This is a genomic window from Streptomyces sp. NPDC001549 (genome assembly GCF_042894025.1).
Lineage (GTDB): Bacteria > Actinomycetota > Actinomycetes > Streptomycetales > Streptomycetaceae > Streptomyces > Streptomyces kutzneri.
Genome location: NZ_JBIAVJ010000003.1, coordinates 353,106 through 377,720, shown reverse-complemented (window position 1 = coordinate 377,720; position 24,615 = coordinate 353,106). Strand labels below are relative to the sequence as shown.

21 protein-coding genes and 1 tRNA gene are annotated in these 24,615 nt (G+C 70.1%); 10 read left to right on the top strand and 12 right to left on the bottom strand.

The window, feature by feature from the left end; all coding sequences use genetic code 11:
• Positions 1-48: 48 nt before the first annotated feature.
• Together ACFY04_RS07210 and ACFY04_RS07205 are read right to left on the bottom strand one after the other, a co-directional pair.
• Positions 49-954, bottom strand: coding sequence for a LysR family transcriptional regulator (locus tag ACFY04_RS07210; protein WP_389114677.1), 906 nt, complete (start codon positions 952-954; stop codon positions 49-51).
• A gap of 43 nt (positions 955-997) precedes the next feature.
• The gene (locus tag ACFY04_RS07205) at positions 998-1,162 is read right to left on the bottom strand and encodes a hypothetical protein (RefSeq protein ID WP_389114676.1); all 165 of its coding nucleotides are present in this window, start codon (positions 1,160-1,162) and stop codon (positions 998-1,000) included.
• 172 nt (positions 1,163-1,334) lie between these two features.
• Here ACFY04_RS07205 and ACFY04_RS07200 point away from each other — a divergent pair, with 172 nt between their 5' ends.
• Positions 1,335-2,342, top strand: a complete 1,008-nt coding sequence (locus ACFY04_RS07200; protein ID WP_389114675.1) for a helix-turn-helix domain-containing protein — start codon at positions 1,335-1,337, stop codon at positions 2,340-2,342.
• 18 nt (positions 2,343-2,360) lie between these two features.
• Here the strand turns inward: ACFY04_RS07200 and ACFY04_RS07195 are convergent, their stop codons facing one another.
• On the bottom strand, positions 2,361-2,531 hold the full coding sequence (locus ACFY04_RS07195) for an MbtH family protein (RefSeq protein ID WP_189743929.1): 171 nt from the start codon (positions 2,529-2,531) through the stop codon (positions 2,361-2,363).
• 229 nt (positions 2,532-2,760) lie between these two features.
• On the opposite strand from ACFY04_RS07195, the gene ACFY04_RS07190 reads away from it, so the two are divergent.
• The gene (locus ACFY04_RS07190) at positions 2,761-4,008 is read left to right on the top strand and encodes an MFS transporter (RefSeq protein WP_389114674.1); all 1,248 of its coding nucleotides are present in this window, start codon (positions 2,761-2,763) and stop codon (positions 4,006-4,008) included.
• Between the two features lie 163 nt (positions 4,009-4,171).
• Complete coding sequence (locus ACFY04_RS07185; RefSeq protein WP_389114673.1) at positions 4,172-4,705, top strand: TetR/AcrR family transcriptional regulator; 534 nt, start codon at positions 4,172-4,174, stop codon at positions 4,703-4,705.
• A 292-nt stretch (positions 4,706-4,997) separates the two neighbouring features.
• On the opposite strand, the gene ACFY04_RS07180 is transcribed toward ACFY04_RS07185, so the two are convergent.
• Positions 4,998-5,765, bottom strand: coding sequence for a hypothetical protein (locus tag ACFY04_RS07180; RefSeq protein ID WP_389114671.1), 768 nt, complete (start codon positions 5,763-5,765; stop codon positions 4,998-5,000).
• Between the two features lie 267 nt (positions 5,766-6,032).
• Here ACFY04_RS07180 and ACFY04_RS07175 point away from each other — a divergent pair, with 267 nt between their 5' ends.
• Complete coding sequence (locus ACFY04_RS07175; protein ID WP_389114669.1) at positions 6,033-6,740, top strand: PaeR7I family type II restriction endonuclease; 708 nt, start codon at positions 6,033-6,035, stop codon at positions 6,738-6,740.
• A gap of 89 nt (positions 6,741-6,829) precedes the next feature.
• On the opposite strand, the gene ACFY04_RS07170 is transcribed toward ACFY04_RS07175, so the two are convergent.
• From ACFY04_RS07170 to ACFY04_RS07155, 4 genes are all read right to left on the bottom strand, one after another.
• Entirely contained in the window at positions 6,830-7,555 is a 726-nt protein-coding gene (locus ACFY04_RS07170; protein WP_389114668.1) for a PaeR7I family type II restriction endonuclease, read from the bottom strand.
• Positions 7,556-7,567: 12 nt separating this feature from the next.
• Entirely contained in the window at positions 7,568-9,250 is a 1,683-nt protein-coding gene (locus ACFY04_RS07165; RefSeq protein WP_389114666.1) for an Eco57I restriction-modification methylase domain-containing protein, read from the bottom strand.
• Positions 9,251-9,395: 145 nt separating this feature from the next.
• A complete protein-coding gene (locus tag ACFY04_RS07160) occupies positions 9,396-9,872 on the bottom strand; it encodes an NUDIX domain-containing protein (protein WP_389114664.1) in 477 nt (158 codons plus the stop codon).
• Positions 9,873-9,882: 10 nt separating this feature from the next.
• Positions 9,883-11,106 carry a helix-turn-helix domain-containing protein gene (locus ACFY04_RS07155; protein ID WP_389114662.1) on the bottom strand — a complete coding sequence of 408 codons (1,224 nt, stop codon included), beginning with the start codon at positions 11,104-11,106 and terminating at the stop codon, positions 9,883-9,885.
• A 206-nt stretch (positions 11,107-11,312) separates the two neighbouring features.
• Here ACFY04_RS07155 and ACFY04_RS07150 point away from each other — a divergent pair, with 206 nt between their 5' ends.
• The 6 genes from ACFY04_RS07150 to ACFY04_RS07125 are packed head-to-tail and all read left to right on the top strand — an operon-like array spanning position 11,313 to position 17,494.
• Entirely contained in the window at positions 11,313-12,560 is a 1,248-nt protein-coding gene (locus ACFY04_RS07150; RefSeq protein ID WP_389114660.1) for a methionine adenosyltransferase, read from the top strand.
• Positions 12,560-13,483, top strand: a complete 924-nt coding sequence (locus ACFY04_RS07145; RefSeq protein ID WP_389114659.1) for an aminoglycoside phosphotransferase family protein — start codon at positions 12,560-12,562, stop codon at positions 13,481-13,483. The genes ACFY04_RS07150 and ACFY04_RS07145 overlap by 1 nt, the downstream gene beginning before the upstream one ends.
• Positions 13,480-14,196: a histidine phosphatase family protein gene (locus ACFY04_RS07140; protein ID WP_389114657.1), complete on the top strand. Its 717-nt coding sequence runs from the start codon at positions 13,480-13,482 to the stop codon at positions 14,194-14,196. The genes ACFY04_RS07145 and ACFY04_RS07140 overlap by 4 nt, the downstream gene beginning before the upstream one ends.
• A complete protein-coding gene (gene serS / locus ACFY04_RS07135) occupies positions 14,189-15,481 on the top strand; it encodes a serine--tRNA ligase (RefSeq protein WP_389114656.1) in 1,293 nt (430 codons plus the stop codon). Before ACFY04_RS07140 ends, serS begins: the two co-directional genes overlap by 8 nt.
• A gap of 1 nt (position 15,482) precedes the next feature.
• Positions 15,483-16,505 carry a glycosyltransferase gene (locus ACFY04_RS07130; protein WP_389114655.1) on the top strand — a complete coding sequence of 341 codons (1,023 nt, stop codon included), beginning with the start codon at positions 15,483-15,485 and terminating at the stop codon, positions 16,503-16,505.
• Between the two features lie 50 nt (positions 16,506-16,555).
• Entirely contained in the window at positions 16,556-17,494 is a 939-nt protein-coding gene (locus tag ACFY04_RS07125; protein ID WP_389114653.1) for a hypothetical protein, read from the top strand.
• Positions 17,495-17,864: 370 nt separating this feature from the next.
• On the opposite strand, the gene ACFY04_RS07120 is transcribed toward ACFY04_RS07125, so the two are convergent.
• The 4 genes from ACFY04_RS07120 to tmk all read right to left on the bottom strand — a co-directional run bounded on the left by ACFY04_RS07120 (position 17,865) and on the right by tmk (position 24,471).
• Positions 17,865-17,938: transfer RNA gene (locus ACFY04_RS07120), tRNA-Thr, on the bottom strand.
• Positions 17,939-18,129: 191 nt separating this feature from the next.
• A complete protein-coding gene (locus ACFY04_RS07115) occupies positions 18,130-19,698 on the bottom strand; it encodes an alpha/beta hydrolase (protein WP_389114652.1) in 1,569 nt (522 codons plus the stop codon).
• A 184-nt stretch (positions 19,699-19,882) separates the two neighbouring features.
• Positions 19,883-21,094: a DNA polymerase III subunit delta' gene (locus ACFY04_RS07110; protein WP_389114650.1), complete on the bottom strand. Its 1,212-nt coding sequence runs from the start codon at positions 21,092-21,094 to the stop codon at positions 19,883-19,885.
• A gap of 83 nt (positions 21,095-21,177) precedes the next feature.
• A complete protein-coding gene (tmk, locus tag ACFY04_RS07105) occupies positions 21,178-24,471 on the bottom strand; it encodes a dTMP kinase (protein WP_389114649.1) in 3,294 nt (1,097 codons plus the stop codon).
• Positions 24,472-24,615 lie beyond the last annotated feature (144 nt).

The window sequence follows — 24,615 nt, the reverse complement described above, 5'->3', positions numbered from 1 at the left end:
GCCCGTGGGGCCCGTGGGGCCTGCGGGGCTCTACGAGGGCAGCAGCCCTCAGCAGGCCACGAGCTGCCGGTCCTGCTCGGCGAAGCGGACCATCCAGTCGATGAACACCCGCATCTCACGCGTGAGGTGGCGCCCGTACCGCCACGCGATCTGTGTGTAGACCTCGAACGGAGCCTTCCAGTCCAGCACGGTCAGCGACTGCGCCTCGATCTCGGCGGCCACCGCCATCGCGGGCAGCACACTGACGCCGAGACCGGCCGAGACCCCGCGCTTGATCGACTCGATGTTGCCGAACTGCAGCAGCGGTACGGGCTGCTCGGCGCCGCCGTTGAGCTCCGCCTCGAACATCGCCCCGTACGAGCAGCCCGCCTCCGGTGCCAGGATCGGCACCGCGCGCAGATCGCTGGTGGAGACGTTGCGGGCGCCCGCCAGGACATGGTCCGGGGCGGCGACCGCGACCAGCGGCTCGGAACCGAGGATCTCGGTCCTGACCCCGGGGTGGTCGGTCTCGGCCTCCATGAGGAAGCCCAGGTCGAAGGTGCCCTGCCGGAGCGCCTCGCAGGTGTCCCGGCACAGGCTGGGCCGCAGGGCGAGCTGGAGCTGCGGGTAGCGGTGGTGGAAGTACTCCAGCACCGGCGGCATCCGGTAGGACGTGAAGCTCTCCATCGTGCCGATGGTGAGCACCCCCGAGGGCTCGCCCAGGCCGGTGGTCCGGTCCCGGGCCTCGTCGACCAGGGACAGGATCCGTTCGGCGTACGGAACGAGCCGCTCTCCGGCCGGAGTCAGCCGGATCCGCCCCCGCAGTCGCTCGAAGAGCTCCACCCCCAGCGCCACCTCCAGGCCTTTGACCTGGGCGGTGACGCTGGACTGCGCGTACTTCAGATCGGCCGCGGCCCGGGTGAAGCTGAGCAGGGTCGCGACCCGGTGAAAGGTGGTGAGCTGCTTCAGATCCATACGCTGTCCCGGCGGCGCGCCGTCTCCGTGCTGGTGGCGGCGGTCACTGCCAGCCCATGTCCGTCTTCTGGGCGTCGGTCTCAGTGGTGGGCGCGGCGGCGCCCTGCGGTGCTTCGGTGGTGGCGGCCTGCGCGGTGGCGGGCGCCATCAGCACGGCGGCACCGAAGACGACGATCGCTACGGCCTTGCCCATACGAGTGCTAAGCATGAAGAACATCCCCCTGTGTCATGCGTGTTTCTTGCAGCTCCAGCATCACCACGCGTCACAGACTCGGGAAAGGGTTTTCCGGTGGCCAGATTGGGCCCTGACCCAATCTGGCCAGCACGGGCCGAACGGGCCACACCAGAGATACTGGTCTCTGCTGACGGATGGGGGGCCGATGCTCGACGTACTGGGACTGGACAGACCGACCGAAGCCGTTTACCGGGCGATGCTGAGCCACCCGCGGGACGACGCCGAGGCCCTCGCCGGGCTGCTCGGAATCTCCGAAGAGGCCGTGCACGCGGCATGGGACCGGCTGGCCGGCCTCTCGCTCGTGCAGTACCCCGCCGACAGAGCGGCCGACGCGTCGGCGGCGCCCCGCGCGGTCAGCCCGGAGGTCGGCCTGGAGTACCTGCTGGCCCGGCGCCAGGCCGAGCTGTCCCTGGAGAAACAGCGCATCGCGGGCGCCCGGACCGCGGCCCGGCAGCTGATCTCCGAGTACGAGGACCTGCGCCCGGTCGGAACGCCGGTCAGCGTGGAGCACCTCGCCGACGTCGACGAGGTCCGCACCCGCCTCGCGGTGCTCACCGAGAACGTCCGGAACGAGGTGATGGTCTTCGCCCCCGGCGGGGCGCAGACCGAGGCGAACATGGCGGCCTCCCGCCCGCTCAACGAGCGGCTGCTCGGCCGGGGCGTCACCATGCGGACGATCTACCTCGACAGCGTGCGCAACAACCCGGCCAGCGAGGCGCACGCCAAGTGGCTGACGGAGCTGGGCGGCCAGGTCCGCACGATCGCCGTGCTGCCGCTGCGGATGACCATCGTGGACCGGACGACCGCCGTCCTGCCCGTGAACAGCGAGGACAGCGGCGAGGGCGCGGTCGCCCTCACCGGCCAGGGCACGCTCACCGCCCTGTGCACCCTCTTCGAGACGGTGTGGGAGAACGCCCGCCCGCTGGGCCGGGCCCCGCGCCGCGACGAGTCCGAACTGGACCACCAGGAGGCGGCCAGCCTGCGCCTGCTCGCCGAGGGCCACACCGACGAGGGGATCGCCAAGCGCCTCGGGGTCTCCCACCGCACGGCCCGCCGCATCGCCACGGTCCTGATGGAACGCCTGGGCGCCCGGAGCCGCTTCGAAGCCGGCGTCCGAGCGGTCCAGCGCGGCTGGCTCCCCCCGGACGCGTAACCCGGAACCGATGGCGGGCTAGCGCACGCTCAGCGGGCGCTGGTCCGTCCAGACCTCGTCGATGTGCGCGAGGCACTCCTCCTTGGTCCCGGCCACACCCGTGTCCCGCCAGCCCAGGGGCACTTCGCGCCCTTCGGCCCAGATCGAGTACTGCTCTTCGCCGTTGACGACAACGGTGAACCGCCCCACGCCGCACCTCCACGTACGCGCCGGCCCGACAGCCCGGCGACCTCATCTGCGGGCCCCAGCCTCATCGGCCCACCCCGCCACCACAACACCCACCCCATACCGGCTCCCGAACCGCGCAATCGCCCCAGCCGATCGCCGCCGGCGTGCGCCACGTTGAGTAGACGCAACGTCTAGTCTAATGTCACCGTCAGACGCAACGCACCGTCCAGTCTTATGCCGGAGGTCATCCGTGCCGAACCGAACCGACCGCGCCGACCGCGCCGACTCCCCGCCCGACGCGCCGACTTCACACGAGCCCCGCAGCCGGCTCGCGGCCGCCGTCGTGGCCTTCGCCTTCTGGATCACGATGGCGGGGACCACGGCGCCCACCGCCCTCTACCCGCTGTACGGCAAGGACTTCGGCTTCTCCCCGATCACCGTCACCGTGATCTTCGCCGTCTACGCCATCGGGGTCGTCGCCGGACTCCTCGCCTTCGGGCGCCTTTCGGACCAGATCGGGCGGCGCCCCGTCCTGGTCGCGGCGACACTGCTCTCCGCCTGCGCCGCCCTGGTGTTCCTGGCCGCCGGCAACGTGGCCGTCCTGCTCGTCGCCCGCGTGATATCCGGCTTCTCCGCCGCACTCGTCACCGGCGCCGCCACCGCCTCGCTCACGGAACTCATCCCGCAGGGCCGCAGGGTCCGGCCCGCGACGGTCGCGCTGTTCGCCAACATGGGCGGCCTCGCCTGCGGCACCCTGCTCGCCGGGATCCTGGCCGATGCCGCGCCCTCTCCGCTGCGCACACCGTGGATCGTGATGCTCGTCCTGGCGGCGACCGGGCTCGTCGGCGTGGCCTCGTCCCGGGAAACGGCCGCACACCGCTCCGGATTCACCTTCCGGTTCCAGCCGCTGCACATCCCGGCGGAGATCCGCTCGGACTTCCTGCGTTCCGCGATGGCCGCCGGGGCGGGCTTCGCGGTGCTCGGCGTCCTCACCGCCGTCACCGGCCTGTTCCTCGGCACGGTCCTCCACGAGACCAGCCACTCGCTCACCGGACTCGTCGTCTTCACCGCCTTCGCCTGCACCGCACTGGGTCAGCTGCTGGTCTGCCGGATCAAACCGGGCGCCGCCCTCTCCGTGGCCTGCCTGGGACTGATCCTCGCCGCGGCACTGATCGCGCTCGCCATGGCGGTCACCTCCCTGGTCCCGCTGCTCCTCGGCGCCGCGGTGAACGGCCTGGCCACCGGCATCGCCCTCGGCCACGGCATCGGCAGCATCACCACCCGCAGCGACCCGCAGCACCGCGGCGCGTCGGTGTCGACGTTCTTCGCGATCCTCTACTCCCTGCTCGCCGTCCCCGCGATCGGCGTCGGCGTACTGATCCGCGCCACGAGCCTGCGGCCGGCCGGGGAGATCTTCAGCGCCGTGGTCGCCCTGCTCGCGCTCACCGTGCTGCTGAGCCTCGCCCGCAGCCGCAAGACCCAGGAAGCGCCCGTGTGATCGGCCGGTCACGGCATCGATCCGGTGTGCCAGAATCGCGGCATTCGCACGGAACAAGAGGTGAACGACCATCAGCGCCGCACGGAAGACCGAAGGCCGCCGCGCCCCCTCACCCGTCGTGAGCCGCACGGGTCCGCGGCGCAGTGAAAGCATTCGCGTCGCGGTGCTGAACGCCGCCGACGACCTGCTGGTGGAACAGGGTTTCGCCGCGACGACGATCGAGGGCATCGCCGCACGGGCGGGCGTCGCCAAGCAGACGATCTACCGGTGGTGGAAGTCGAAGGTCGAGATCCTGCTCGACGCCCTGGAGGACGACGCCCTCGAAGGGCTGGCCTGGGCCGAGCCGGCCGGAACCGCCGCCGAGGACCTCACCGCACACCTGCACCGCATCGCCGACTTCTTCCAGGAGCCGGCCGGCCAGGTCCTCCAGGCGCTCCTCGGCCATGCACAACTGGACCAGGGCGCCGCCGCCTCCCTGCGCGAGGGTTTCCTGCTCAAGCAGCGCGAACGCGATCTGGCCGGCCTGGGCGCGATCATCGAGCGCCACACGGGAAAGACCCCGGACAAGGAGAACCTCGCCCGGCTCGCCGATCTCCTGCTCGGCCCGATCTACTACCGCGTCCTCGTCTTCGGCGAACCGGCCGACAAGGACCTCATCGAGTCCACCGCCCGTCTCGTACTGAAACTCGCGGTCTGACTGCACGAGGTACCCGACACAGGTGAGCCCCCGCCGGACAGGAGATACCGGGCGGGGGCTCCAACTGGCCCAGGAAATAGCAAAACCCCCAGGTCACGGCGAGTGAGTCCTGGGGGTTCTACAGAGCCGCCTTCGGGAACCCGAGACCTACGCATTACGAGGCCCCACAAGATCATCCCGGCTGGTGCCAGGCGGTGCCGCCAGATCCCGTTTGTCCGGGTCAGAGACTTCCCCTCCTGAACCCGCGTGCCGCCCAATCCACCCCGTGCCACCCAGTCCGCTCACGCACCGCTCACGCAGTACCGTCGCCCGGGGCAGACGGGCTCAGCTGCTTCTGGAGCTCCTCGATCCGGTTGTTCGTAGCAGCAGCACGCTGCTGCTGGCGCCGGAGCTGCTCCTTCGCCTTGGACAATTCGGCAGCGAGACGTGCCTGCTCCGCCTCGCTCCACGCTGCCTTCACGCCCTCGTCCGTATATGCCGGCCCGAGTCGCTTGCTGTCGACGACCCCGCGTCGCGTCTGACACTCGGGGCAATCGACCACTCGCCGGACGTAGGTGTTCTCCCGGTGCTGGATGAAGGTGGTCACGTGATCGCAGGTGAGGATCAGTTCCCAGGCATCCAGGTCCTTCTTGCGTTCCTCGGCGGAGGGAAAGGACTGGAAGAGCCGACTGAGCTTCTCGATCTGCGCCGGCCCCAGCGGCGGCGGCGGACAGCACAGACAGCAGTGAGTCACGCGCGACCCGCCGGTGCCCCAGCGGCCGCTCTTGCAGTCTGGGTGCAGCCGCCGGAAGCGCTCCTCCATGGCCTCGTGGTCGCGCTTCTCCTCTTCGGAGAGGTACATGAGCCCCGGCCAGCTCCCCAGGCCGTCATACATGGGTTCGCCACAACCTCGACAGGACACCCCGGCCTTGTACTCGTCCCAGGTGAGCTGTGTACCTTCACGCGCCCACGCTTCACGCCGCTCCGCGTCCCGGCGATCCTTCTCCTCGGCCGCAAGAGCCTCACGGCGCGCTCGCGCAGCTGCACGGTTTGCCTTCTGCTCTTCAGTCAGCTTGGCCATCGATTCCCCTCAGAGGACCAGACGCGTACAAGGGCCTACAACGCTGTCGCGCCTGCGCGGCCGACTGGGAAGGTACAGGATCGGCGGTGCAGGCCGGGGCGCAACCATTGATCCTCCACTCTCAAGCGTGATCCGACTGCCCATCAAGCCGCGCTGCTAACGGCCGGTCACCCCACCAAGGACCCAACCGGGATGTCAGACCCATCACGCAGACTGACATCGGTCGGGGGTTCGTCCTCACCACTTCGACGAACAGGGAGACACAGCGTGGACACCCAGGACATCCAGCACGCCGTCGAGGACTTCTGGCTCCGGCGGGATGCCCAGGAGAGCAAGCTGAAGGACAAGGGAAAGTCAGGCGGATCGGCCAGGGGGAACGGGCACATGAAGCCCCTCGAAGCCCTGGTAAAGAGCATCTTCGTCGACTGTGGGATCCCCGAAGACTGCATCAAGACCGGGCAGCCCTACCTTCCTGGCTACTACCGCGTCCGCAAGCAGTGGGACTTGGTCGTGAAGTACAAGGGCGTGTTGGTGGCCGCGTTCGAGTTCAAGTCCCAGGTCGGTAGCGTCGGGAAGAACTTCAACAACCGGTTCGAGGAGGCGCTGGGTAGCGCCACCGACATCGACGCCGCACAGCGGAAGAACGATCAGAGCCCGTTCGGGCAGGTACCTCCGTGGCTCGGTTACGTGTTCATGCTGCAGGAAACCCCCGAGACGGAGAAGGAAGGAAGGGTCACGCGGGCCATGTTCCCGACCGATACCACCTTCCAGGGGCTTTCCTACAACCAGCGGTACCAGGAAATGATCCGGCGCTTCATCGGAGAGCGCGTCTATGATGCCGGCTGGTTCATCACCGCGAAGCGCGCCGATGGCGAAATCACTTACGCGGAGCCCCTGGCAACGGCAACGGCGAGTGTCCTCCGCGCAGCGATCGAGGGGCGCGTCAAGGTAGTGAAGGCGATGCTGAAGGAGTAGTTGACGTCGCTCATGCCTACCACCCCCCGCACGGCCCGGGTGAGCACCCAGGCAATGATTGTCTACGGGTGCTCACCGCTCAGGCGCAACTAGCCGGGGAACCCAAGGTTCTTCAGGTAGGTGAGACGCGCGTCTATGGCAGCCGAGAACCGCAGCCAATTGAGCTTGTCGATCGGTTCGTTGGGCTTCGGGTTCGATGCCGACGACGTGATGTAGCAGGCGGCGTTGTAGAGCCGCTCGGACATCAGCCTCTGGCAGAAGACGCCGAAGCGCTCCTGGTAGGACAACCCATGCCAGATCTGCTCGACCGGCAATGCGCCCTTGGCCGGCTTGACCGGCCGACGAGACCCCTCTTCGTCCTGCATGATGAAGAAGTATCCGAGCCAGGGCTCCTCCCCCGGGTACAACTCGGCCAGGGCCGCATGGCGCAGGTCGATGGCGCTGCCCAGCGCTTCCTCGACCCGGTTGTTGTAGTTGTTTCCGAACGAGGGTCCGCCGAGTGCCTTCAGTTCAAAGGCCGCCACGAGGGTGTCCTTGTGGACGACGACCAGGTCCCACTGCTTCTGGGGCCGGTAGTAGCCAGGCAGTTCAAGGCCCTGCGACTTGGTGACGCGGATACTCTCCGGTGGATATCCAGCGTCAAGGAAGAACTTCGACAGTAGGACAGCGATGGGGTCGAAGTGCTTGCCGCCGCGTACGGAACCTGCCGTGCCGGCACCCACAGCGGCCTTGATCGTCGACAGCTCGCGCTGCAGGTCTTTGGCGCCCCAGTAAGCCGCTACGGCGTCCTCGAAGTCTTGGCGGGTGACCGTCAAGATCCGCTCCTCCTAGTCAGGCAGCTCGGCGAGGCCGTAGACACGCAAGGCAGCGGCCGTCGCGGCCTCCGCATCTCGCTTGTCGAAGGCATCAGCCAGGGCTGCCTGATCGCTCTCGCTGATCGCGGCAGGGTCGGGCACGCGGATCTTGCGGAGGTACTGAGCCTGGAAGCGGAGGGTTCCCCCTCGCATCTTGACCGCGTACGCCTCCACGAATGCCTCCGCGACCTTGGACAGCAGCAGGCCACCGAGTACGCGCATGTCCCAGACATCCGAGACGATGAAGTACAGGTTGTGGTGAGGGTACAGGCCGCCTTCGCCGCCTTCATCGAGGACTGGGTGGATCCTCAGCTTCATGTCCGGAAACAGCAGCTTCTGCCGGCGCGTGAGGTGGTGATCGACCTTGTCGATGGTCTTGTACCAGCGCTGAGGCTGCTTGACCGCGATGTACCGCTTGCGCAGGGCAGCGCTGTGCTGCTCGAAGTAGGCCTTGAGCAGGGGGTAGGCGGTGAGATCCACCAGCTCCCCATTTGCCGTCCACGGGTTGACCAGAAACGTGCCGTTCCAGTCCAACCTGCCGCTTGTGGTGTCCCGGACCATGGCCATAGGTAGCAGGCGATCTTCTTCCACCAGGCCCTTGTCCTTGGTGAGAAAGACCTTGTCGGCGCCGGAGGCGATCCCGATCCCGACTCTGGTCTCGGTCTCCTTGTCTTCCAGAAGCCTGAAGCGCTCGGTGAGATCTTCGAGGACCGCCAGCCTTGCTGGCGAGCCGGCCGGCCACGAGTCCTCCTCGGGGAACCAGTGGGGCATGCGTGCAGCCTGAAACGCGGAGGTGGTGATGGGGGTGGGTCCGTCGGACAAGTACCAGGCGGCGAACGTCTGGGCTGCCTGGGCTCCGAATGACCGAGTGGTATCCGCTGCTACGGCTTCGTCTTGATCCCTATTCGAGATGATCGTGATCGCAGGATAGGCCGAAACCTGCTCATCAAAGGCGTCCACGTCGTGCATCACCAGGGCCAGGTCCATGCTGAACTCGCTGGTCACAAGCTGGCGCAGTCGACGACCATACTGGTTCCGCATCCAGCGGTCCGCGCAAATGAAGCCCAGCTTTCCGCCAGGGTTCAGGCTCCGGAGCGCGACTTCGTAGAAGCCGACGTAGATGTCAGCGCGACCGCCCATCGTCGGGCAGGCGCTCCGGTAGGCAGCCATGCGATCGTCCGGTACGTCCTCAAGACGGATGTATGGAGGATTGCCCACGACGTAGTCGGCGCGATGGTCCGCATCGGACTGGAGGAGGTAGTCACCCTGCCCGATCCAGGCTTCGGTGACCTTCCTGGCCTCTTCCGGCCGCTGCCCGTCGTCGAGCAGCTGCTTCTCGACTAGCGCACGGCTCTCCCGCACGTTGCGTTCCAGCAGATCAAAGGCACGGACCGCGTCGAGCGCGTCCGTGATGGGGCGCTTGTGCACGTGACACGAGGCGCTGATCCGCGAAGCGATGGCGCCAAGGAACGCGCCCCCACCGCAGGCAGGCTCCACGATCTTCAGGCCGCACAGATCCTTGTCGGCCGTGTAGCCGATGAGATCGAGGATGAGATCGACCACCCAGCGCCGGGTGAAGACCTCGCCATGCTCTACCGCCTCCGCCGGGAGGTCGGAGAGGTCTGCGAGGTTATCGGGGAGGGAGAGAGTGGCCACGTTTCGACCTTACAAGGGTCGCTTGGGGCCGACGCCTCTGACCACGAACGGGTTGCTCGAAGGTGCACTCATCCTCCAGCAGTTTCGCCCAGCACCTTGTGGTGCCCCACGAAGCCGGGGTGCTGAAGCACAGGTGTAGGCAGGCCTATGTTTCCGGCGACTGCCCGTGTTCCAGGTAGGCAGTCAGGCCGCTCGTCCGGGCCTCGATGCCAGCGGCGATCCGGCGCGCGAGGCGGGGGATGGTGAGGTCTGGCACCTGTTCGGCGCGGTGGAAGTCGTAGCCGCGGAGCTCGTCCGCTTGCAGCGCGATCTGTTGGCGGTGATCTGCGTCGAGGAGGCCGCCGTCGAAGAGGTAGAGGACCTTGTCGCCCTCTCCCGGGTTCGGCGCCCAGTCGACGACGAGGAGGCGGCCGATGTGGGGCTTGATGCCCAGTTCCTCGTGGACTTCGCGCACACAAGCCTGTCGGGGCGACTCGCCCTGTTCGACGTATCCGCCGGGAAGGTCTCGGTAGTCCTTGTACGACGGCTCGACGAGGAGGACTCGATCAGCTTCGTCGAAGAAGAGAGCGCCGGCCGCCATGCGGGGGTGGGCCATCTTCGCTTCATGCTCGTTCTCGCTCACGGATTCGACTCTAGCCGCCAGCGACGATGCGGAGTCTGCGCGCCAGGTCGGCCACGGGATGGGAGGGCCGGCCTCGGGTACCGCGTATCCAGCCGATGACCAGCTCTCGGCTCATGTAGTGGTGCCGGACCTGTTCGGGGGCGGCCTGTTCGGCTTCCAGGAGTACGGCCAGGGCTTCGTCGGTCCGGTTCCAGGCACTCAGCGCCCTGGCAACTTCGAGGCTGTGCCGCACGCGCCGTTCCACTGGCATTCCGCTGGTGTCGATGCGCGCGCCGAGGTCCGCGGCGATCTGGATGTCGCCGAGTTCGCCGGCGGTGGCTACGCAGTGGATCGCGACGTTCGTCGGACCGAAGGCTGTCCACATGTGGTTGGCATCGGCGCCGAGTCGCTGCGCGGTCTCGTCGGCCTCTCGGAGGAAGGTCTGCGTAGCTGCCCGGTCCTCTGCTCGTGCGGCGGCCATCGCCCCGGTGAGGAACAGCGTGCCGTACACCGAGAGGTACTCGTCGTTTGCAGTGCCCAGTTCCGGCTGCATGACGGCTGCCGCGTCGTTCACGAGCTGGACCGCTGCCGTGAAGCGTCCGGTGGCCAGGAGGCAGTGCGTGACCGCTCGGAAGAGCGAACCTGTGACCTCGCTTCGACCGCTGTGCTGCGCGGCTGCCAGACCGCGGTCAGCGGCGATCCATGCCAGTTCGGGCTCTCCGACCTTCCCCAGCACCATGGCTGCTCCGTGGTAGGCGAGGGCGAGCAGGGCATTGGCCTCCTCCCCCTCGTACCCCGAGTAGGCGCGGGATGCGGCGAGCGCGTCGGCCAGGACGAGGGGAAGACGTCGGGTGGCGAAGCCGTAGCGGGATGCCTGGTAGGCGTCGAGGACGTCGCCCACGTTGACTCGAAGGTCTTGTAGGGCAGGTGGTTCGTCATCGGGTACAGGGCCCAGCAGGGGCGTGAGCTGCTTGTAGTCCATCAGCGCTTCGCGTAGCGCGGGGACTGTCCGGTGGCCGCTGTCGGCCGACCACTCCATGAGCGTCGGCTCGGCGAGCAGGTCTCCGAGGGAGACGTCGAGGGCGTCGGCGAGTGAGGTGATCACCGAGAGGCGATCAAGCTCGATCCGGTTGTTCTCCGCCTTGCTCAGCCAGTCCGTGGTACGGCCGACAAGGCCGGCCAGGACCTCTTGGGAGAGGCCGCGCCGCCGCCGGTACCAGGCAACGCGCTCCCCGATGGTCAGGTTCTCTGTCATCCCTCGCATGTCCTGATCATCACCTCGTGGCCGAAGTGGACCCCGGAAGGATTTTCCGGGGTGCCGCGGGGCGCCCTGGCTAATGTCGCAACAGACCGAAAACGCCGCTGGGAAATGCGTGCAACTCAATCTGCATCAACCGGCTTTGGCTAATGACGCTCATCCGTCCCACCCGTCTTCTTCAGACAGAGAGATCGGAGTTTGTCATGCGCAAAACCATCACGACTGAGGGCGGTTTCCTGTCCATCGAGACGGGCACCACCAAGCCGGACGCGACGACCATCGTGGAGCGGAAGGGACTCGGCCACCCCGACACCCTGGCCGACCACCTCGCCGAGCGGCTGTCCCGCGCTTACAGCCACTACACCGTCCAGCGCTTCGGCGCCGTGCTGCACCACAACTTCGACAAGCTCGCCCTCCTCGGCGGGGCCAGCGAGGTCCGCTACGGCGCCGGCCGGATGACGGCCCCGGTGCGCGTCCTGGTCAACGGGCGGGCCGCGCCCATGTGCGGAGGCGAGACGATCCCCGTTGAGGAGATCGTCGAGGCCGAGGTCAGGGCGTTCTTCGCCGAGCGGCTCCCGGAAGCGTCGGATCACCTCGACATCACGTTCAACATCACCAGCAACTCCAGCCCCGGCGCGGTCCTCACGGGCGACGCCGTGCCGGACCGCACTCGCTGGTTCAACCCGCGCTCCATCGACGACCTGCGCGAGCGGCGGGTGCGACTCTCGAACGACACCTCCCTCGGCACCGGCTGGGCCCCGGAGAACGCCTTCGAGTCGTTCGTCCGCAAGCTGGTGAACCACTTCTCCGGCGAGAGCGACTTCACCCTCTCCCACGCCTGGTGCGGCTCCGACGTCAAGCTCATGGGCTACTGGGACGGGGACCAGGCCGACGTCATCCTGTGCGTCCCGCAGAGGTCGCGCCACGTCGGCAGCCGCGCCGAGTACGTCCGCAACGCCGAGACCGTCCTGGCCGAGTGCTACCGCATGGCCGGCCTCCGCCTCCCCGGCGCACCGGCCCGCTTCAGGCTCAATGCCCGCGACGTCCCGGAGAAGGACGAGCTGTACCTGACGTACACCGGGAGCTCGATCGAGTCCGGCGACGAGGGCGTCGTCGGCCGCGGCAACCGGGTCAACGGGCTGATCACGCCGCTGCGGCCGATGAATCTGGAGGGCGCCAACGGCAAGAACCCCGTCTACCACGTCGGCAAGCTCTACAACATCGCCGCCCAGCGCCTGGCCGAGCGGCTGCACGAGGCCACCGACGGGCACGCGGAGGTGCACCTGGTCAGCACCACCGGCCAGCGTCTCGACCAGCCGTGGCGGATCCTGGTCCGGCTGTCCTCCCCGGACGTCGAGACCGACAAGGTGCAGGCGCTCGTGGCCGAGGCGCTGGAGGGCTTCCCGGCCCTCACGGACGAGCTGGTCTCCGACGGGATCGTGCTGAGCTGATGACGACGCAGACGCTCGGAGATGTGCCCTCGGGGTGTCGGGAGCGGCTGCTCGCGCACTACGGCCCGTCGGTCCAGGAGTGGCTGGAGGCCGCCCCGGGCCTCCTGGCCGAGGCGGCGAAGCGGTGGGCCCTCTCGCTGAGGGGCTACCACGATGCCGGGCACGCCTCGGCGGTCGCGCTCGCCGTGGCACCCGACGGGAGCCGGTTGGTTCTGAAGGCGTGGGTCGACCCCATCCGCTACCGCCACGAGATCAACGCGTTACGGGTATGGGCCGGCGGCCCGACCGCGCACGTAGCCGAAGCGGCGGATGACCTCTCGGTGGCGGCCCTGGAGCTGGTCGGCGGACGGCCCGGAGGCGTCGGTCGTCCCGCACGGGAGACGCAATCGGTGGCCGGCGCGATCCACAGGCTCCATGCCCTTGGCCGCCGGAGGCCCGGATCGGGCGTGCCCATGCTGACCGACTTCATGCGCGAGGTCGTTCTACCTCGCATCCACCAACGAGCGCAGGCGCTCGACCTCGGCACCCATGACGGACTCGTGCAGCAGGCGTGTCACGGGCTCGCCGGCCTCAGTCAAGCCGCTGACCGGACGACGGTCCTGCACGCAGACCTGTACGCGGAGAACGTCATCTTCGACGCGCGGCGGCAACCACGCCTGATCGATCCACACCCTGTGGAAGGTGACGCAGCCTTCGACTGGGCCTTCTGGAGCGTCTATTACGACCTCGAACGGGGGATGGCCGATCGGCTGGCCACCGCCGCCCGGATCTCCCGCATCCCCGTACCGGAGATCCTGCCGTGGTGCAGGGCCCTCGCTGTCGATGGCCTCCTCTACTACAGGGAGATCCGCGACCCCTCGGAACCGAAGATCGCCGCGGTCCTGTCCGATCTGATGGCTACGGGAGCAGGGAGCGGCCGATGACGACGTACATCCTCCGCCACGGCCAGACGAACTACAGCAAGCGCTACCTGGTCAACGGCGACCCGACCAAGCACATCCACCTCAACGAGGAAGGCCGGCACTCCCTCCGCCGCGCCTGGACCACACTCCCCCTGCACTCGGTGGCCACCTGGCTGACCAGCGAATTCCCGCGAGCTCGCCAGACCACCTCACTACTGATGGGCGTGCCGTCCGCCGGGCTCGTGGTCGACGCCCGGCTGAACGAACTGGACTTCGGGGAATTCGAGAGCAGCCCCTTCCTCGAATACGCCGTCTGGCTCGACACGCACGGCTCCGGCGAGCGCCCACCCGGCGCTTCCGAGTCCCAGTGCGAGGGCATCCGCCGAATGCTCGCCGGAGTGCTCGGAGCCCTGGAGCGCCCTGGGCCCCGGGTCCTCGTCGGCCACGGCCTGCTGGTCTCGGTCCTCCTCTGGTACCGCGACCGCGCCGAGGGAGAAGCCATGCCGCTGTTCTTCCCCGAGGCCCCGTACGTCGAGCCGGTGGCCATTCCCGATGACGAGCTGCCCATTCTGATCACCGCGCTCCTGGGCGATCTCGATTCGGGTGCGCGTAGGGAGATCACCGGCGCCAGTGACGCGGCGATATTGCGGATCAGCGAGGGGTCGACGGTTGCTAACGTCGATGGGGTATCCCCATCCCACTCGCTGGATAAAAAGGATCTTCCTCATGCATGACGCCCGCGCCCTGATTGAAATGGGTGCCGAAGCAGTTCGTCGGCTCGCTCGTCGCGGTTACTCCCTGGACCTGTCCCGGCTGGAAGACCTCCAGTCCCGGCGCAACCAGAGCATCCGCTCAGCCGACGAGCTGCGGGCGGAGGCCAAGCGGGTGGCCAGCGAAGTCCAGCAGACGGCCAAGCAGGGCGGCGACATCTCCAAACTGAAGGAGCGCGCCCGCGAGCTGAAGGACCAGATCCGGGACATCGACGCCGAGCAGGAGCAGGTACAGGCGGAGCTGAGCGATCTGCTCCTGACCATCCCGAACCTGCCCGACGACGCGGCCCCGGACGGCGACTCCGACGAGTTCGCGGTCGAGGTCCGCCGCGTCGGCACCCCGCCGGCCTTCTCCTTCGAGCCGAAGGACCACGTCGACCTCGGCGAGAGCACCGGCATGCTCGACTTCGCCCGGGCGACGAAGCTGTCAGGCCCCCGGTTCGTCGTCTCCCGCGGGTCGGGTGCCGCCCTGGAGCGCGCCCTGGCGACGCTCTTCCTCGACATCCACACCCGCCGGCACGGGTACGTCGAGCACGCGGTCCCGTACCTGGTTAGCCGCAAGACGATGACCGGCACCGGACAGCTGCCGAAGTTCGAGGAGGACCTGTTCAAGACCGGCGTAGCCGACCGTGAGCTGTTCCTCATCCCGACGGCCGAGGTCCCGCTGACCAACCTCTACGCCGACGAGATCATCCCGCCGGCCGACCTGCCGCTGGCCCTGACCGCGCACACGCCGTGCTTCCGGTCCGAGGCAGGCTCGTACGGTCGCGACACCCGCGGCCTGATCCGCCAGCACCAGTTCGCCAAGGTCGAGATCGTCCAGATGGTCGACCCCGCGGACGCGGACGCCACGCTGGAGACGATGGTCGGCCACGCCGAGGCGTGCCTGAAGGAGCTCGGCCTCGCCTACCGCGTCGTCAAGCTGGCCGCCGGCGACACGGGCTTCTCCGCCCAGCTCACGTACGACATCGAGGTCTGGATCCCCAGCCAGAACACGTACCGGGAGATCTCCTCGATCTCGAACTTCGGCACCTTCCAGGCCCGTCGCGCGAACATCCGCACCCGAGGCGAGGACGGCAAGCCCAAGCTCGTCGCCACCCTCAACGGCTCCGGCCTGCCCATCGGCCGCACCGTGGCCGCGCTCCTCGAGCAGTGCCAGCAGCAGGACGGCTCCCTCGTCCTTCCGGAATCTCTCTTCCCGTACCTCGGCTTCCGCCGTATCTCGGCGGACGGAACACCGGAGGCATAACGTGCTCGTCGGCGTCTGCGACTTCCCTGGTAGCTACGCCTTTCCACCCGCCGGGTACGGCGGGATCGAACGATGGCTGTGGGCGGTCGCCGTAGGCGCCCGAGCCGCAGGCGCCGACGTACACCTCCTTGGGCAGGCCTGGCTCACGGACCTGGAACACGACTGGGTCCGCAAGCCGGTCCGCCTGGAGGACATCACCGCCGGATCGCTCGCCGAGCGCGAGCTCCGCGACACCGGATACGACCTCCTGGTCGTGGGACACGAGTACCCCTCGCTCCCGGCCTGGACCCGCACCTGGAACGCGCTGGACTGCGACGTCGCCACGTTCCAGCACTCGCCCGTCTTCCAGCACGCCCCCGCCGCATTCGACGGCAAGCGGTCCCGCCTCTACTGCTACTCGCCCGAGATGATCGAGCGGTACGCCGACCACCAGCCGATCTCCGAGCTGGCCGTGCACCTCGGCCTCAACGAGGAGGAGCCGCCGGCTGTTGCGGGACAGGATCTGGTCTGGCTCGGCCGCATCGACGCCGAGAAGGCGCCGCACCTGGCCGTACGCGCCGCCCAAATCCTGGGCCGGAAGATCCGCATCGTCGGCCCGGTCTTCAATCACGACTACGTGCAGAGCCACGTCCGCCTCTTCAGCGCGGACCACGTCGAGTGGGTCGGCGAACTCGGTGGCCCCGCCAAGACGGCCGCCATCCGTGATGCCGCGGTCTTCGTGTACACGTACGCCCGTACCTACGTGGAGGCCGGCGCCGCGATCTTCGGCGAGTCCCTCCGCGCAGGCACCCCCATGGCCGCCCTCACCTGGCGCACCGGAACCTGCGCCGAAGCCGCCCTCTGCGAGCAGACCGGCGCCATCACCGTGGCCAACCCCAACGAGGACGACGAGGCGGCGGCCCGTCGGCTGGCACACGCCATCGAGCAGGCCGAGGACCTCGACCACAATCAGGTCCAAGAGATCGGCCTGCGCCGCCTCGACCCCGCACGGCACTTCTCGGCAATGGCAGCCCGATCGTGCTGACTGCGGCCAGCAGTGCGGTCGGAGACGCCCGCGCCTTGCGAATACCCACCGTGCTTCGCGCGGCGTTAGGCCCCCACTGGGAGTTCACCGTCGACGGCCCCCGCGTCAAGATCCTGCACCCGCACCGGGGTAGCCCCTACCGCCCGCCGCGCCGGCCGCCTTCGTGGAAGGAACTCCTCCACAGCCTGCAGACCGCCTTCGCCGACACCGGCGCTCCACGCGACGACTGCCTCCCGCTCCGCTGGGGACGCGACACAGAGCTCACCATCTCAGCAGTCCAGGCACTCGACCCGCTCCTCAAGGACGGCAAGCGCCAGACGTACCGCCGCGGCTTCCTCCCCCAGCCCGTCGTCCGCTTCACTGGTGAACGCGACGTCTCGGGCGCCCTGCGCGACGGCTTCCTGACCTCCTTCGTCAACGTCTCCCGAGTCCAGCCCATCGAACGACTCGACGAGTACGGCGCCATCCTCGACGGCTGGCTCTCCGTCCTCTCCCAACTCGGTTTCCACGCACGCCATGTGAGCGTCCACGGGAGCCTCACCCCCTGGCGCCGGCGCGAGGTCGCAGGCATCACCCTGCACTGCCGCCACCTCGGCCTCGGTATTGGCGACATCGTTCTCCTGTGGAACGTCGAGGACCCGACCTGCATGGCCGTAGACCTGGGAACCGGCCTGGAACGGCTCGCCTGGGCGCGCACCCAGCAACACTGGCAGTACCTGATCCACGGGTGCTTCGCTGACGTGGCACCTCCAACGACGCTAGATGCCCTTCGCACCGCCACGCTCCTCCTTGGTCACGGGATCAATCCCGCGCCCCGCGGGGCTGGGGGCGTCACACGGCGGGTCATAGGCACGATTGACCCTGATGTTGCACACCTCGGCGTCAGCGGCATCGTCCGCGAGGCGTTCGGCTACTGGTCTCTCTTCGGCGTCCTGCCTGTCCCGTGGCCGACAATTGCGTGCCTCATCGAGGAAGAGCTGCGCCGGTAGACCCCGGCGCCGATACCCGCGCCAGAAGCGCAAACCGACAACACGGCTGGCGGCCGAGTTGACATCCCAGCCGTCTGCCCGGAGGACGGCACGCAGGGCGCCCAGTACGGCGCTTGGAGCTCAGCGTCGGGGACGGTGCGGCGGGGTCGCGGGCACGGTGGGCGGCTGCGTGCCGTGTCCCGGCTGGCCGGTCCACGATGTCGTTGTGCGTCGCCGGGCGGCTTCGGCACGGGGGCCTGGCCCCGATCCGGTGTCTGAGACCAGAACTGAGACCGAGAGCACCCGCGCGGCCCGTGCACGGCGGCGGCGCAAGATCCGGTAAATAGCAAAACCCCCAGGTCACGGCGAGTGAGTCCTGGGGGTTCTACAGAGCCGCCTTCGGGATTCGAACCCGAGACCTACGCATTACGAGTGCGTTGCTCTGGCCAACTGAGCTAAGGCGGCACCGCTGGTCAGACAAGTGTTCCCTCGAAGAGGGGCTCTCATCAGCAGCGGCGCCAAGTCTACAGGGTGTGGACGGGTGCCCTGAACCAGGTTTCGCGGGGGCGGGGCGTACGTCACAGATCAGGGCGATCGCGTCATACCCGGCACGCTTTGCTACCGAGCCGGACGCGGGCCGGCAGGGGGCGGCGGCCTCAGCACTTCTTGCCGTCCTCCGGGGCCTTGCCCTCCAGGAGGTAGCGGTTGATCGCGGCGTCGATGCAGCCGCTGCCGCGCCCGTACGCCGTGTGGCCGTCGCCGTCGTAGGTGAGGAGCGTGCCCGATTCGAGCTGGCCGGCCAGCGCCTGGGCCCACTTGTACGGGGTCGCCGGGTCGCGCGTGGTGCCCACCACCACGATCGGCGCGGCGCCCTTCGCGGTCAGCTCCCTCGCCTTGCCCGTGGCCTTCACCGGCCAGTACGCGCAGTTCAGCGCGGCCCAGGCCAGGCCCGCGCCGAAGACCGGGGAGGCCTTCTCGAAGGACGGCAGCGCGGTGTCGACGGCCTCGGGGCCGCTGAAGGCCGGGGGCTGGTCGAGGCAGTTGACGGCGGCGTTCGCGAACATCAGGTTGGCGTACTTGCCGTCCGCCTCACGCTCGTAATAGCTGTCGGCCAGGCTCAGCAGGCCCGAGCCGTCGCCGTTCATCGCCGAGCTCAGCGCCTCGCGCAGCTGCGGCCAGGCGCTCTCGTCGTACAGCGCCGCGATCACCCCGGTCGTCGCCAGGGCCTCGCCCAGCGGGCGGTCCGGGTCACCGCTCGACACGGGCTGGGCGTCGGCCTTGCGGAAGAACTCCTTCAGGCGCGCCCCCACCGCGTCCGGGCCGCCCTTGCCGAGCGGGCAGTCGGGCTGCTTCGCGCAGTCCTTGGCGAAGGCGGTGAAGGCCGTGTCGAAGCCCTCCGTCTGGTCCCGGTTCAGTTCGAGCGCGGGCCGGGTGGGGTCCATCGCCCCGTCCAGGACCAGCCGGCCGACCCGGTCCGGGAAGAGGTCCGCGTACGTGGCGCCCAGGAAGGTGCCGTACGAGGCCCCGACGTAGTTGAGCTTCTCGTCCCCGAGCAGCGCGCGCAGCAGGTCCATGTCCCGGGCGGCGTCGACGGTCGCGACGTGCGGCAGGACCCGCCCGGAATTCGTCTCGCAGCCGGCCGCGAACTCCTTGAAGGCCGCCACCAGCTCGGCCCGCTCCGCCGGGTCGTCCGGCGTCTGGTCCACCTGCGTGTACTTGTCCATGGCCAGGCCCTTCAGGCACTCGACGGGACTGCTGCGTTCCACCCCGCGCGGGTCGAAGGACACCATGTCGTACCGGGCCCGGACGGCCGCGGGATAGCCGATGCCCGCGTACGCCTGGAGGTAGCCGATGCCGGAGCCTCCCGGGCCGCCCGGGTTGACCACCAGCGAGCCGAGGGGCTTGCCGGGACCGGTGGCAGTACGGCGCGACACCGCGATCTCGACGTCCTGGCCGGAGCCGGGCTTCGCGTAGTCCAGCGGAGCCTTCATGGTGGAGCACTGGAATCCGGGGACACCGCAGTCGCGCCAGGTCAGCTTCTGCTTGTAGTACGGGCGCAGCGCGGCCGCGTCGGGGGACGGCTGCGCCTTGGCCGTGCCGGACCCCGGTGGGGAGAACGCGGCGGCCCCGGGCTCCCCCAGTCCGCCGGAGGTGCACCCGGAGAGCAGCAGCCCGGCGGCTGCGATCACGGTTCCGGTGGTACGCAGCAGGCGACTGGTGTCCATCCCCGGAGCGTACGTCCTTCCGGAGGACGCGAGCAGGCGCGCCGGGACCGGACGGCCGCACGCCTTCCGTGGCACGTGCCGGGCCCGGCACGGACCGGCCGCTACCCGGCCCCGGTGGCCGGTTCGCCCGTACGGGTGAGTCGGTCAACCGGGTGTGGACCACCGCCCGGCGGCCCGGAGGCGGTCAGCCCGCGCGCAGGGCCATCGTCATCGCCTCGACCGCGAGGAGCGGGGCCACATTGCGGTCGAAGGAGTCCCGGCAGGCGATGATCGCCTCGATCCGGCGCAGGGTCCGCTCGGGGCCCGAGGCGCGGGCGATCCGCTCCAGGTCGGGCCGTATCTCCTCGTTGGCGATGGCCACGGACGAGCCGAGCTGCAGGGCCAGGACGTCCCGGTAGAAGCTGGTGAGGTCGGTCAGCGCCAGTTCGAGGGTGTCGCGCTGGGTGCGGGTGCGACGGCGCTTCTGCCGGTCCTCCAGCTCCTTCATCACGCCCGCCGTGCCGCGCGGCATCCGGCTGCCGGCGCCCGTTCCGGCGCCGAGCGCGGTCCTCAGCTCCTCGGTCTCCTTGGTGTCGACCTCCTCCGCGACCTGCTTGGCGTCCTCGGCGGCGGCGTCCACGAGCTCCTGGGCGGCCTTGAGGCAGGCACCGACGTCGTCCACCCGGAGCGGGAGCTTCAGCACCGCAGCCCTGCGCTCCCGGGCCCCCTCGTCGGTGGCCAGCCGGCGGGCGCGGTCGACGTGCCCCTGGGTGACCCGGGCGGCGGCCAGGGCCACCGACGGCTCGATGCCGTCACGCCGCACCAGCATGTCGGCGACGGCCGCGACCGAGGGGGTGCTGAGGTTGAGGTGGCGGCAGCGGGAGCGGATGGTCGGCAGCACGTCCTCCACGGAGGGCGAGCACAGCAGCCAGACCGTGCGGGGCGCGGGCTCCTCCACGGCCTTGAGGACCGCGTTGGCGGACTTCTCGTTCAGCCGCTCGGCGTCCTCGACCAGGATGACCTGCCAGCGGCCCGTGGCCGGGGACGTGTAGGACTTGCGGACCGTGTCCCGCATGTCGTCGACGAGGATCTGGCTGCCGACCGCGACGACGGTGGAGACGTCCGCGTGCGTGCCGACCATCGTGGTGTGGCAGCCGTCGCAGAACCCGCAGCCGGGCTCACCGCCGAGGGCGCGGTCGGGGCTGGTGCACTGCAGGGCGGCGGCGAAGGCCCGGGCGGCGGTGGTCCGCCCGGATCCGGGCGGACCGGTGAACAGCCAGGCGTGGGTCATCCTGGACCCCTCGGGCGGCGCGGTCCCGGCCGTGATGGCCGTGACCAGTGCGTCGGCATCGCGGGCGGCGGCGGCCAGCTGCGTCTGGACCCGCTCCTGTCCCACCAGGTCGTCCCATACGGGCATCCCGCCCACCACCTTTCACTCTCCGTGCACCCATTGTGGCGGGCGCCACCGACAATCCCGTCCCGGTCCCGTCCCCGCCGAGGTCAGCGGCGGCGGCCCGGTCGCCGTCCGCCCTCGCCACCGTCCTCGCCGTCCTCGTCGTCCCGGCGGCGGCCCAGCAGTTCGTCCGCCAGCGTCGGCAGGTCGTCCAGCGGGGTCTCCTCGGCCCAGTCCGGGCGCGGCCGACGCGGCCGGCCCTCGCCGTCGACGACGGGGAGCTCCCGCGTCCGGTCGTTGCCGGAGTCCCGGAAGATGCCCGACGGCACCCGGTCGGCCGGGTCCTCCTCGGGACGCTGGGCCGTCGGCCGCGTGGCGGACCGGGCCCGCCCGCCACCGCTGTCCTGCGCGGGCTTCGGCGACTGCGGGGCGGCCGGACGTACGGGCGGCAGCACCGCCGTCTCGTCGGCCGGACGTACGGGCGGCAGCACCGCCGTCTCGTCGACCGCGCGGACCGGCGGCAGCACCGCCGTCTCCGCGGCGGAGGCCGGGTCGATCCTCGGCACCGGAACGGTCTGGGTGACGTCGTCCGGCTGGACGACCCGCTTGACCGGCTTGGCCTCCGGAGCCGCCGGAGCGACCGGAGCCACCGGGGTCTCCACCGTCACCGCGTCGTCCGGGTGCGGCTCCGGCTCCGGCTTCTTGGTCATCCCGACCTTGGGCGCAGGAGCAGGCACAGCAGCAGGCGCAGCAGGCGCGGGGGCCGGCGGCGCGACCGCAGCAGCCTCCGCGGCCGCCACGGCAGCGGCAGCCGCGGCCTTCGCCGCCGCCTCGGCCGCCACCAGCCGGCGTGCCTCCTCGGCCTTCAGCAGGGCCTCCTCGGCCCGCCGCTGCTTCTCCAGCCGCCGCTCCTCGGCCTCGGCCCGCAGCCGGGCCTCCTCCTCGGCCTGCCGGCGCAGCCGCTCGGCCTCCGCCGCGCGCGCCTTCTCCTCGGCCTCCAGGCGCAGCCGCTCGGCCTCGGCCCGGGCCCGGGCCTCCTCCTCGGCGCGCAGCCGCTCCTCCTCCGCCCTGCGGGCGGCCTCCGCCTCGGCCTTGATCCGCGCTTCCTCGGCCTCGCGGGCCAGCCGGGCCTCCTCCTCGGCCCGGAGGCGCGCTTCCTCCGCCTTGCGGGCCGCCTCTTCCTCGGCCTTGCGCCGGGCCTCCTCCTCGGCGAGGCGCCGCGCCTCCGCCTGGGCGGCCACCTCGGCCTCCGAGAGCGGAAGCATCCGGTCCAGGCGGTGCCGTACGACGGTGGTCACCGACCCCGGGTCCTGGCCCGCGTCGACCACGAGGTAGCGGCCCGGGTCGGACGCGGCGAGGGTCAGGAACCCGGACCGCACCCGCTGGTGGAACTCCGCCGGCTCCGACTCCAGCCGGTCCGGTGCCTCCGTGAACCGCTCGCGCGCCGCCTCCGGCGATACGTCGAGCAGCACGGTCAGGTTCGGGACGAGCCCGTCGGTGGCCCAGCGCGAGATCCTGGCGATCTCCGTCGGGGAGAGGTCACGGCCGGCGCCCTGGTAGGCCACCGAGGAGTCGATGTAGCGGTCCGAGATGACGACCGCGCCGCGCTCCAGGGCCGGGCGCACCACCGTGTCCACGTGTTCCGCCCGGTCGGCGGCGTACAGCAGTGCCTCGGCGCGGTTCGACAGACCGGCCGAGGAGATGTCGAGCAGGATCGAGCGGAGCCGCTTGCCGACGGGGGTCGCCCCGGGCTCCCGGGTCACCACGACCTCGTGGCCCTTGCCCCGTATCCAGTCGGCCAGCGCCTGGACCTGGGTGGACTTGCCGGCTCCGTCGCCGCCCTCCAGGGCGATGAAGAACCCGGTGGCGGACGCCGCCTGCACGGGCTCCCCGCCGCGCAGCGCCTCGCGCAGGTCCCGCCGCAGGGGTACGCCCCGGCGGTCGTCGGCCTTGGTGAGCACGAGCACGGCGACGGGCAGCAGCAGGGCGCCGACCAGCATCAGGGTGAAGGCGGCGCCGCCGTGTGCGAAGACGACCTGGGCACCGGTCAGCCGGTGCGGGCCGATCGCCGCGGCCAGGAGGGGCGCGGCGACGGCGCCGAGCGCCACGGCCACCCGTACGACCGCCTGGAGGTGCTCGGTGATCCGGGCCCGCCGGAACTCCTCGGTCTCCTGGTCCAGCAGGGTGTGGCCGGTGTTGGCCGCGACGCCCGCGGCGGTGCCGGCGAGCAGCGAGAGGAACAGCACGGTCGCCATGTCAGGGACGAGCCCGGTCAGCAGCAGCGCGAGCCCGGTGACCGCTATGGCGAGGGCCATCAGCCGGCGGCGGGACAGGGCGGGCAGCACCTTGCCGGCCTGGGTGGCGCGGATGCCCGCGGCCGTGCCGCCGACCAGCGCGAGGACGAACAGCGCGAAGGCGGCCGGGCCACCGCCCAGGTCGAAGGCGTGCAGTACGGACACGGACACGGCGCAGGACACCGCTCCGGCGACCGCGGCGCAGCTCAGGACGAGAAGGGGGATGGCACCCGTACGGCCCTTGTCGGGCCGGTCGCCCGCCTTGGGGGTGCGCAGGCCCTCCAGCGGCGAACGCGGACGCGGGGTCGCCCCGCCGGGCAGCACCAGCGGCAGCAGCAGCGAGACCGAGGCGGCGAAGAGGCCGGAGGCCACGTACGAGCCGAGGGCGGCCTGGTTCGCGGCGAACCAGTCGATGCCGAGGCCGAGTGCCTTGCCGACCAGGGTCGCGGCGAGCAGCGCGGCCGCGGCGATCGGAAGCGCTGCGAAGGCCGTACGCAGGGTCAGCCGGCGCAGCGCGTCCAGGTGGTCCGGGAGCGGCCGTACGGTCGCCCCCTCCGGCGGCGGCGCGGGCAGCAGGGCGGGCGCCGCGCTCTCCTTGGCCAGGGTCCACAGCCGCTCGGCGGCGCCGGAGACGAAGACCGTGGCCAGCAGCGCGGTCAGCGCGTGCGCCGGGATCCAGTCGAGCCACAGCGGGGCGACGACGAAGAGCCCGAGGCGGACCCCGTCGGCCCCGATCATGGTCCAGCGGCGGTCCAGCTTGCCGCCGGCGCCCAGCAGCCCGGCCAGCGGGCCGAGGAGGACCGCGCCGAAGAGCAGGGTGGCGAGGATCCGGACCCCGAAGACGGCGGCGACGGCGAGGGCCGCGCCGCGGTACCCGCCGCCGAAGCCCCCTTCCGAGGCTGCTGCCTGGAGGGCCAGCAGCACCAGCACCAACAGGGCCAGGGCATCGCCGATGCCGCTCACCAACTGGGCGCTCCACAGCCGGCGCAGCCTGGGAGTGCGCAGCAGTGCGCGCACCGCACGCTCGCGGGAATCCGCGGCTAGGGCTTCGTCGTAGGTGGGGTTCGCCGGGGCGGTCACGACCGCCGGCTGCTCGGCTCGCGTCATCCGCCCAGCCTATCCGCTGCACTATGCGGGTGCGGAAGCCTGTGGACAAGGCCGGGTGTGACCCCGGACCCACCTTCCGGGATCCAGCCCGGCGAGCCCGGCGCCGTTGCGGGGCTCTGCCCCGGACCCCGTGCCTCAAACGCC

Coding starts and splice junctions, on each gene's coding strand:
- ACFY04_RS07210 (WP_389114677.1), bottom strand. CDS start 954: ATGGATCTGAAGCAGCTCACCACCTTTCACCGGGTCGCGACCCTGCTC.
- ACFY04_RS07205 (WP_389114676.1), bottom strand. CDS start 1,162: ATGCTTAGCACTCGTATGGGCAAGGCCGTAGCGATCGTCGTCTTCGGT.
- ACFY04_RS07200 (WP_389114675.1), top strand. CDS start 1,335: ATGCTCGACGTACTGGGACTGGACAGACCGACCGAAGCCGTTTACCGG.
- ACFY04_RS07180 (WP_389114671.1), bottom strand. CDS start 5,765: ATGGCCAAGCTGACTGAAGAGCAGAAGGCAAACCGTGCAGCTGCGCGA.
- ACFY04_RS07155 (WP_389114662.1), bottom strand. CDS start 11,106: ATGACAGAGAACCTGACCATCGGGGAGCGCGTTGCCTGGTACCGGCGG.
- ACFY04_RS07150 (WP_389114660.1), top strand. CDS start 11,313: ATGCGCAAAACCATCACGACTGAGGGCGGTTTCCTGTCCATCGAGACG.
- ACFY04_RS07145 (WP_389114659.1), top strand. CDS start 12,560: ATGACGACGCAGACGCTCGGAGATGTGCCCTCGGGGTGTCGGGAGCGG.
- ACFY04_RS07140 (WP_389114657.1), top strand. CDS start 13,480: ATGACGACGTACATCCTCCGCCACGGCCAGACGAACTACAGCAAGCGC.
- serS (WP_389114656.1), top strand. CDS start 14,189: ATGCATGACGCCCGCGCCCTGATTGAAATGGGTGCCGAAGCAGTTCGT.
- ACFY04_RS07115 (WP_389114652.1), bottom strand. CDS start 19,698: ATGGACACCAGTCGCCTGCTGCGTACCACCGGAACCGTGATCGCAGCC.
- ACFY04_RS07110 (WP_389114650.1), bottom strand. CDS start 21,094: ATGCCCGTATGGGACGACCTGGTGGGACAGGAGCGGGTCCAGACGCAG.
- tmk (WP_389114649.1), bottom strand. CDS start 24,471: ATGACGCGAGCCGAGCAGCCGGCGGTCGTGACCGCCCCGGCGAACCCC.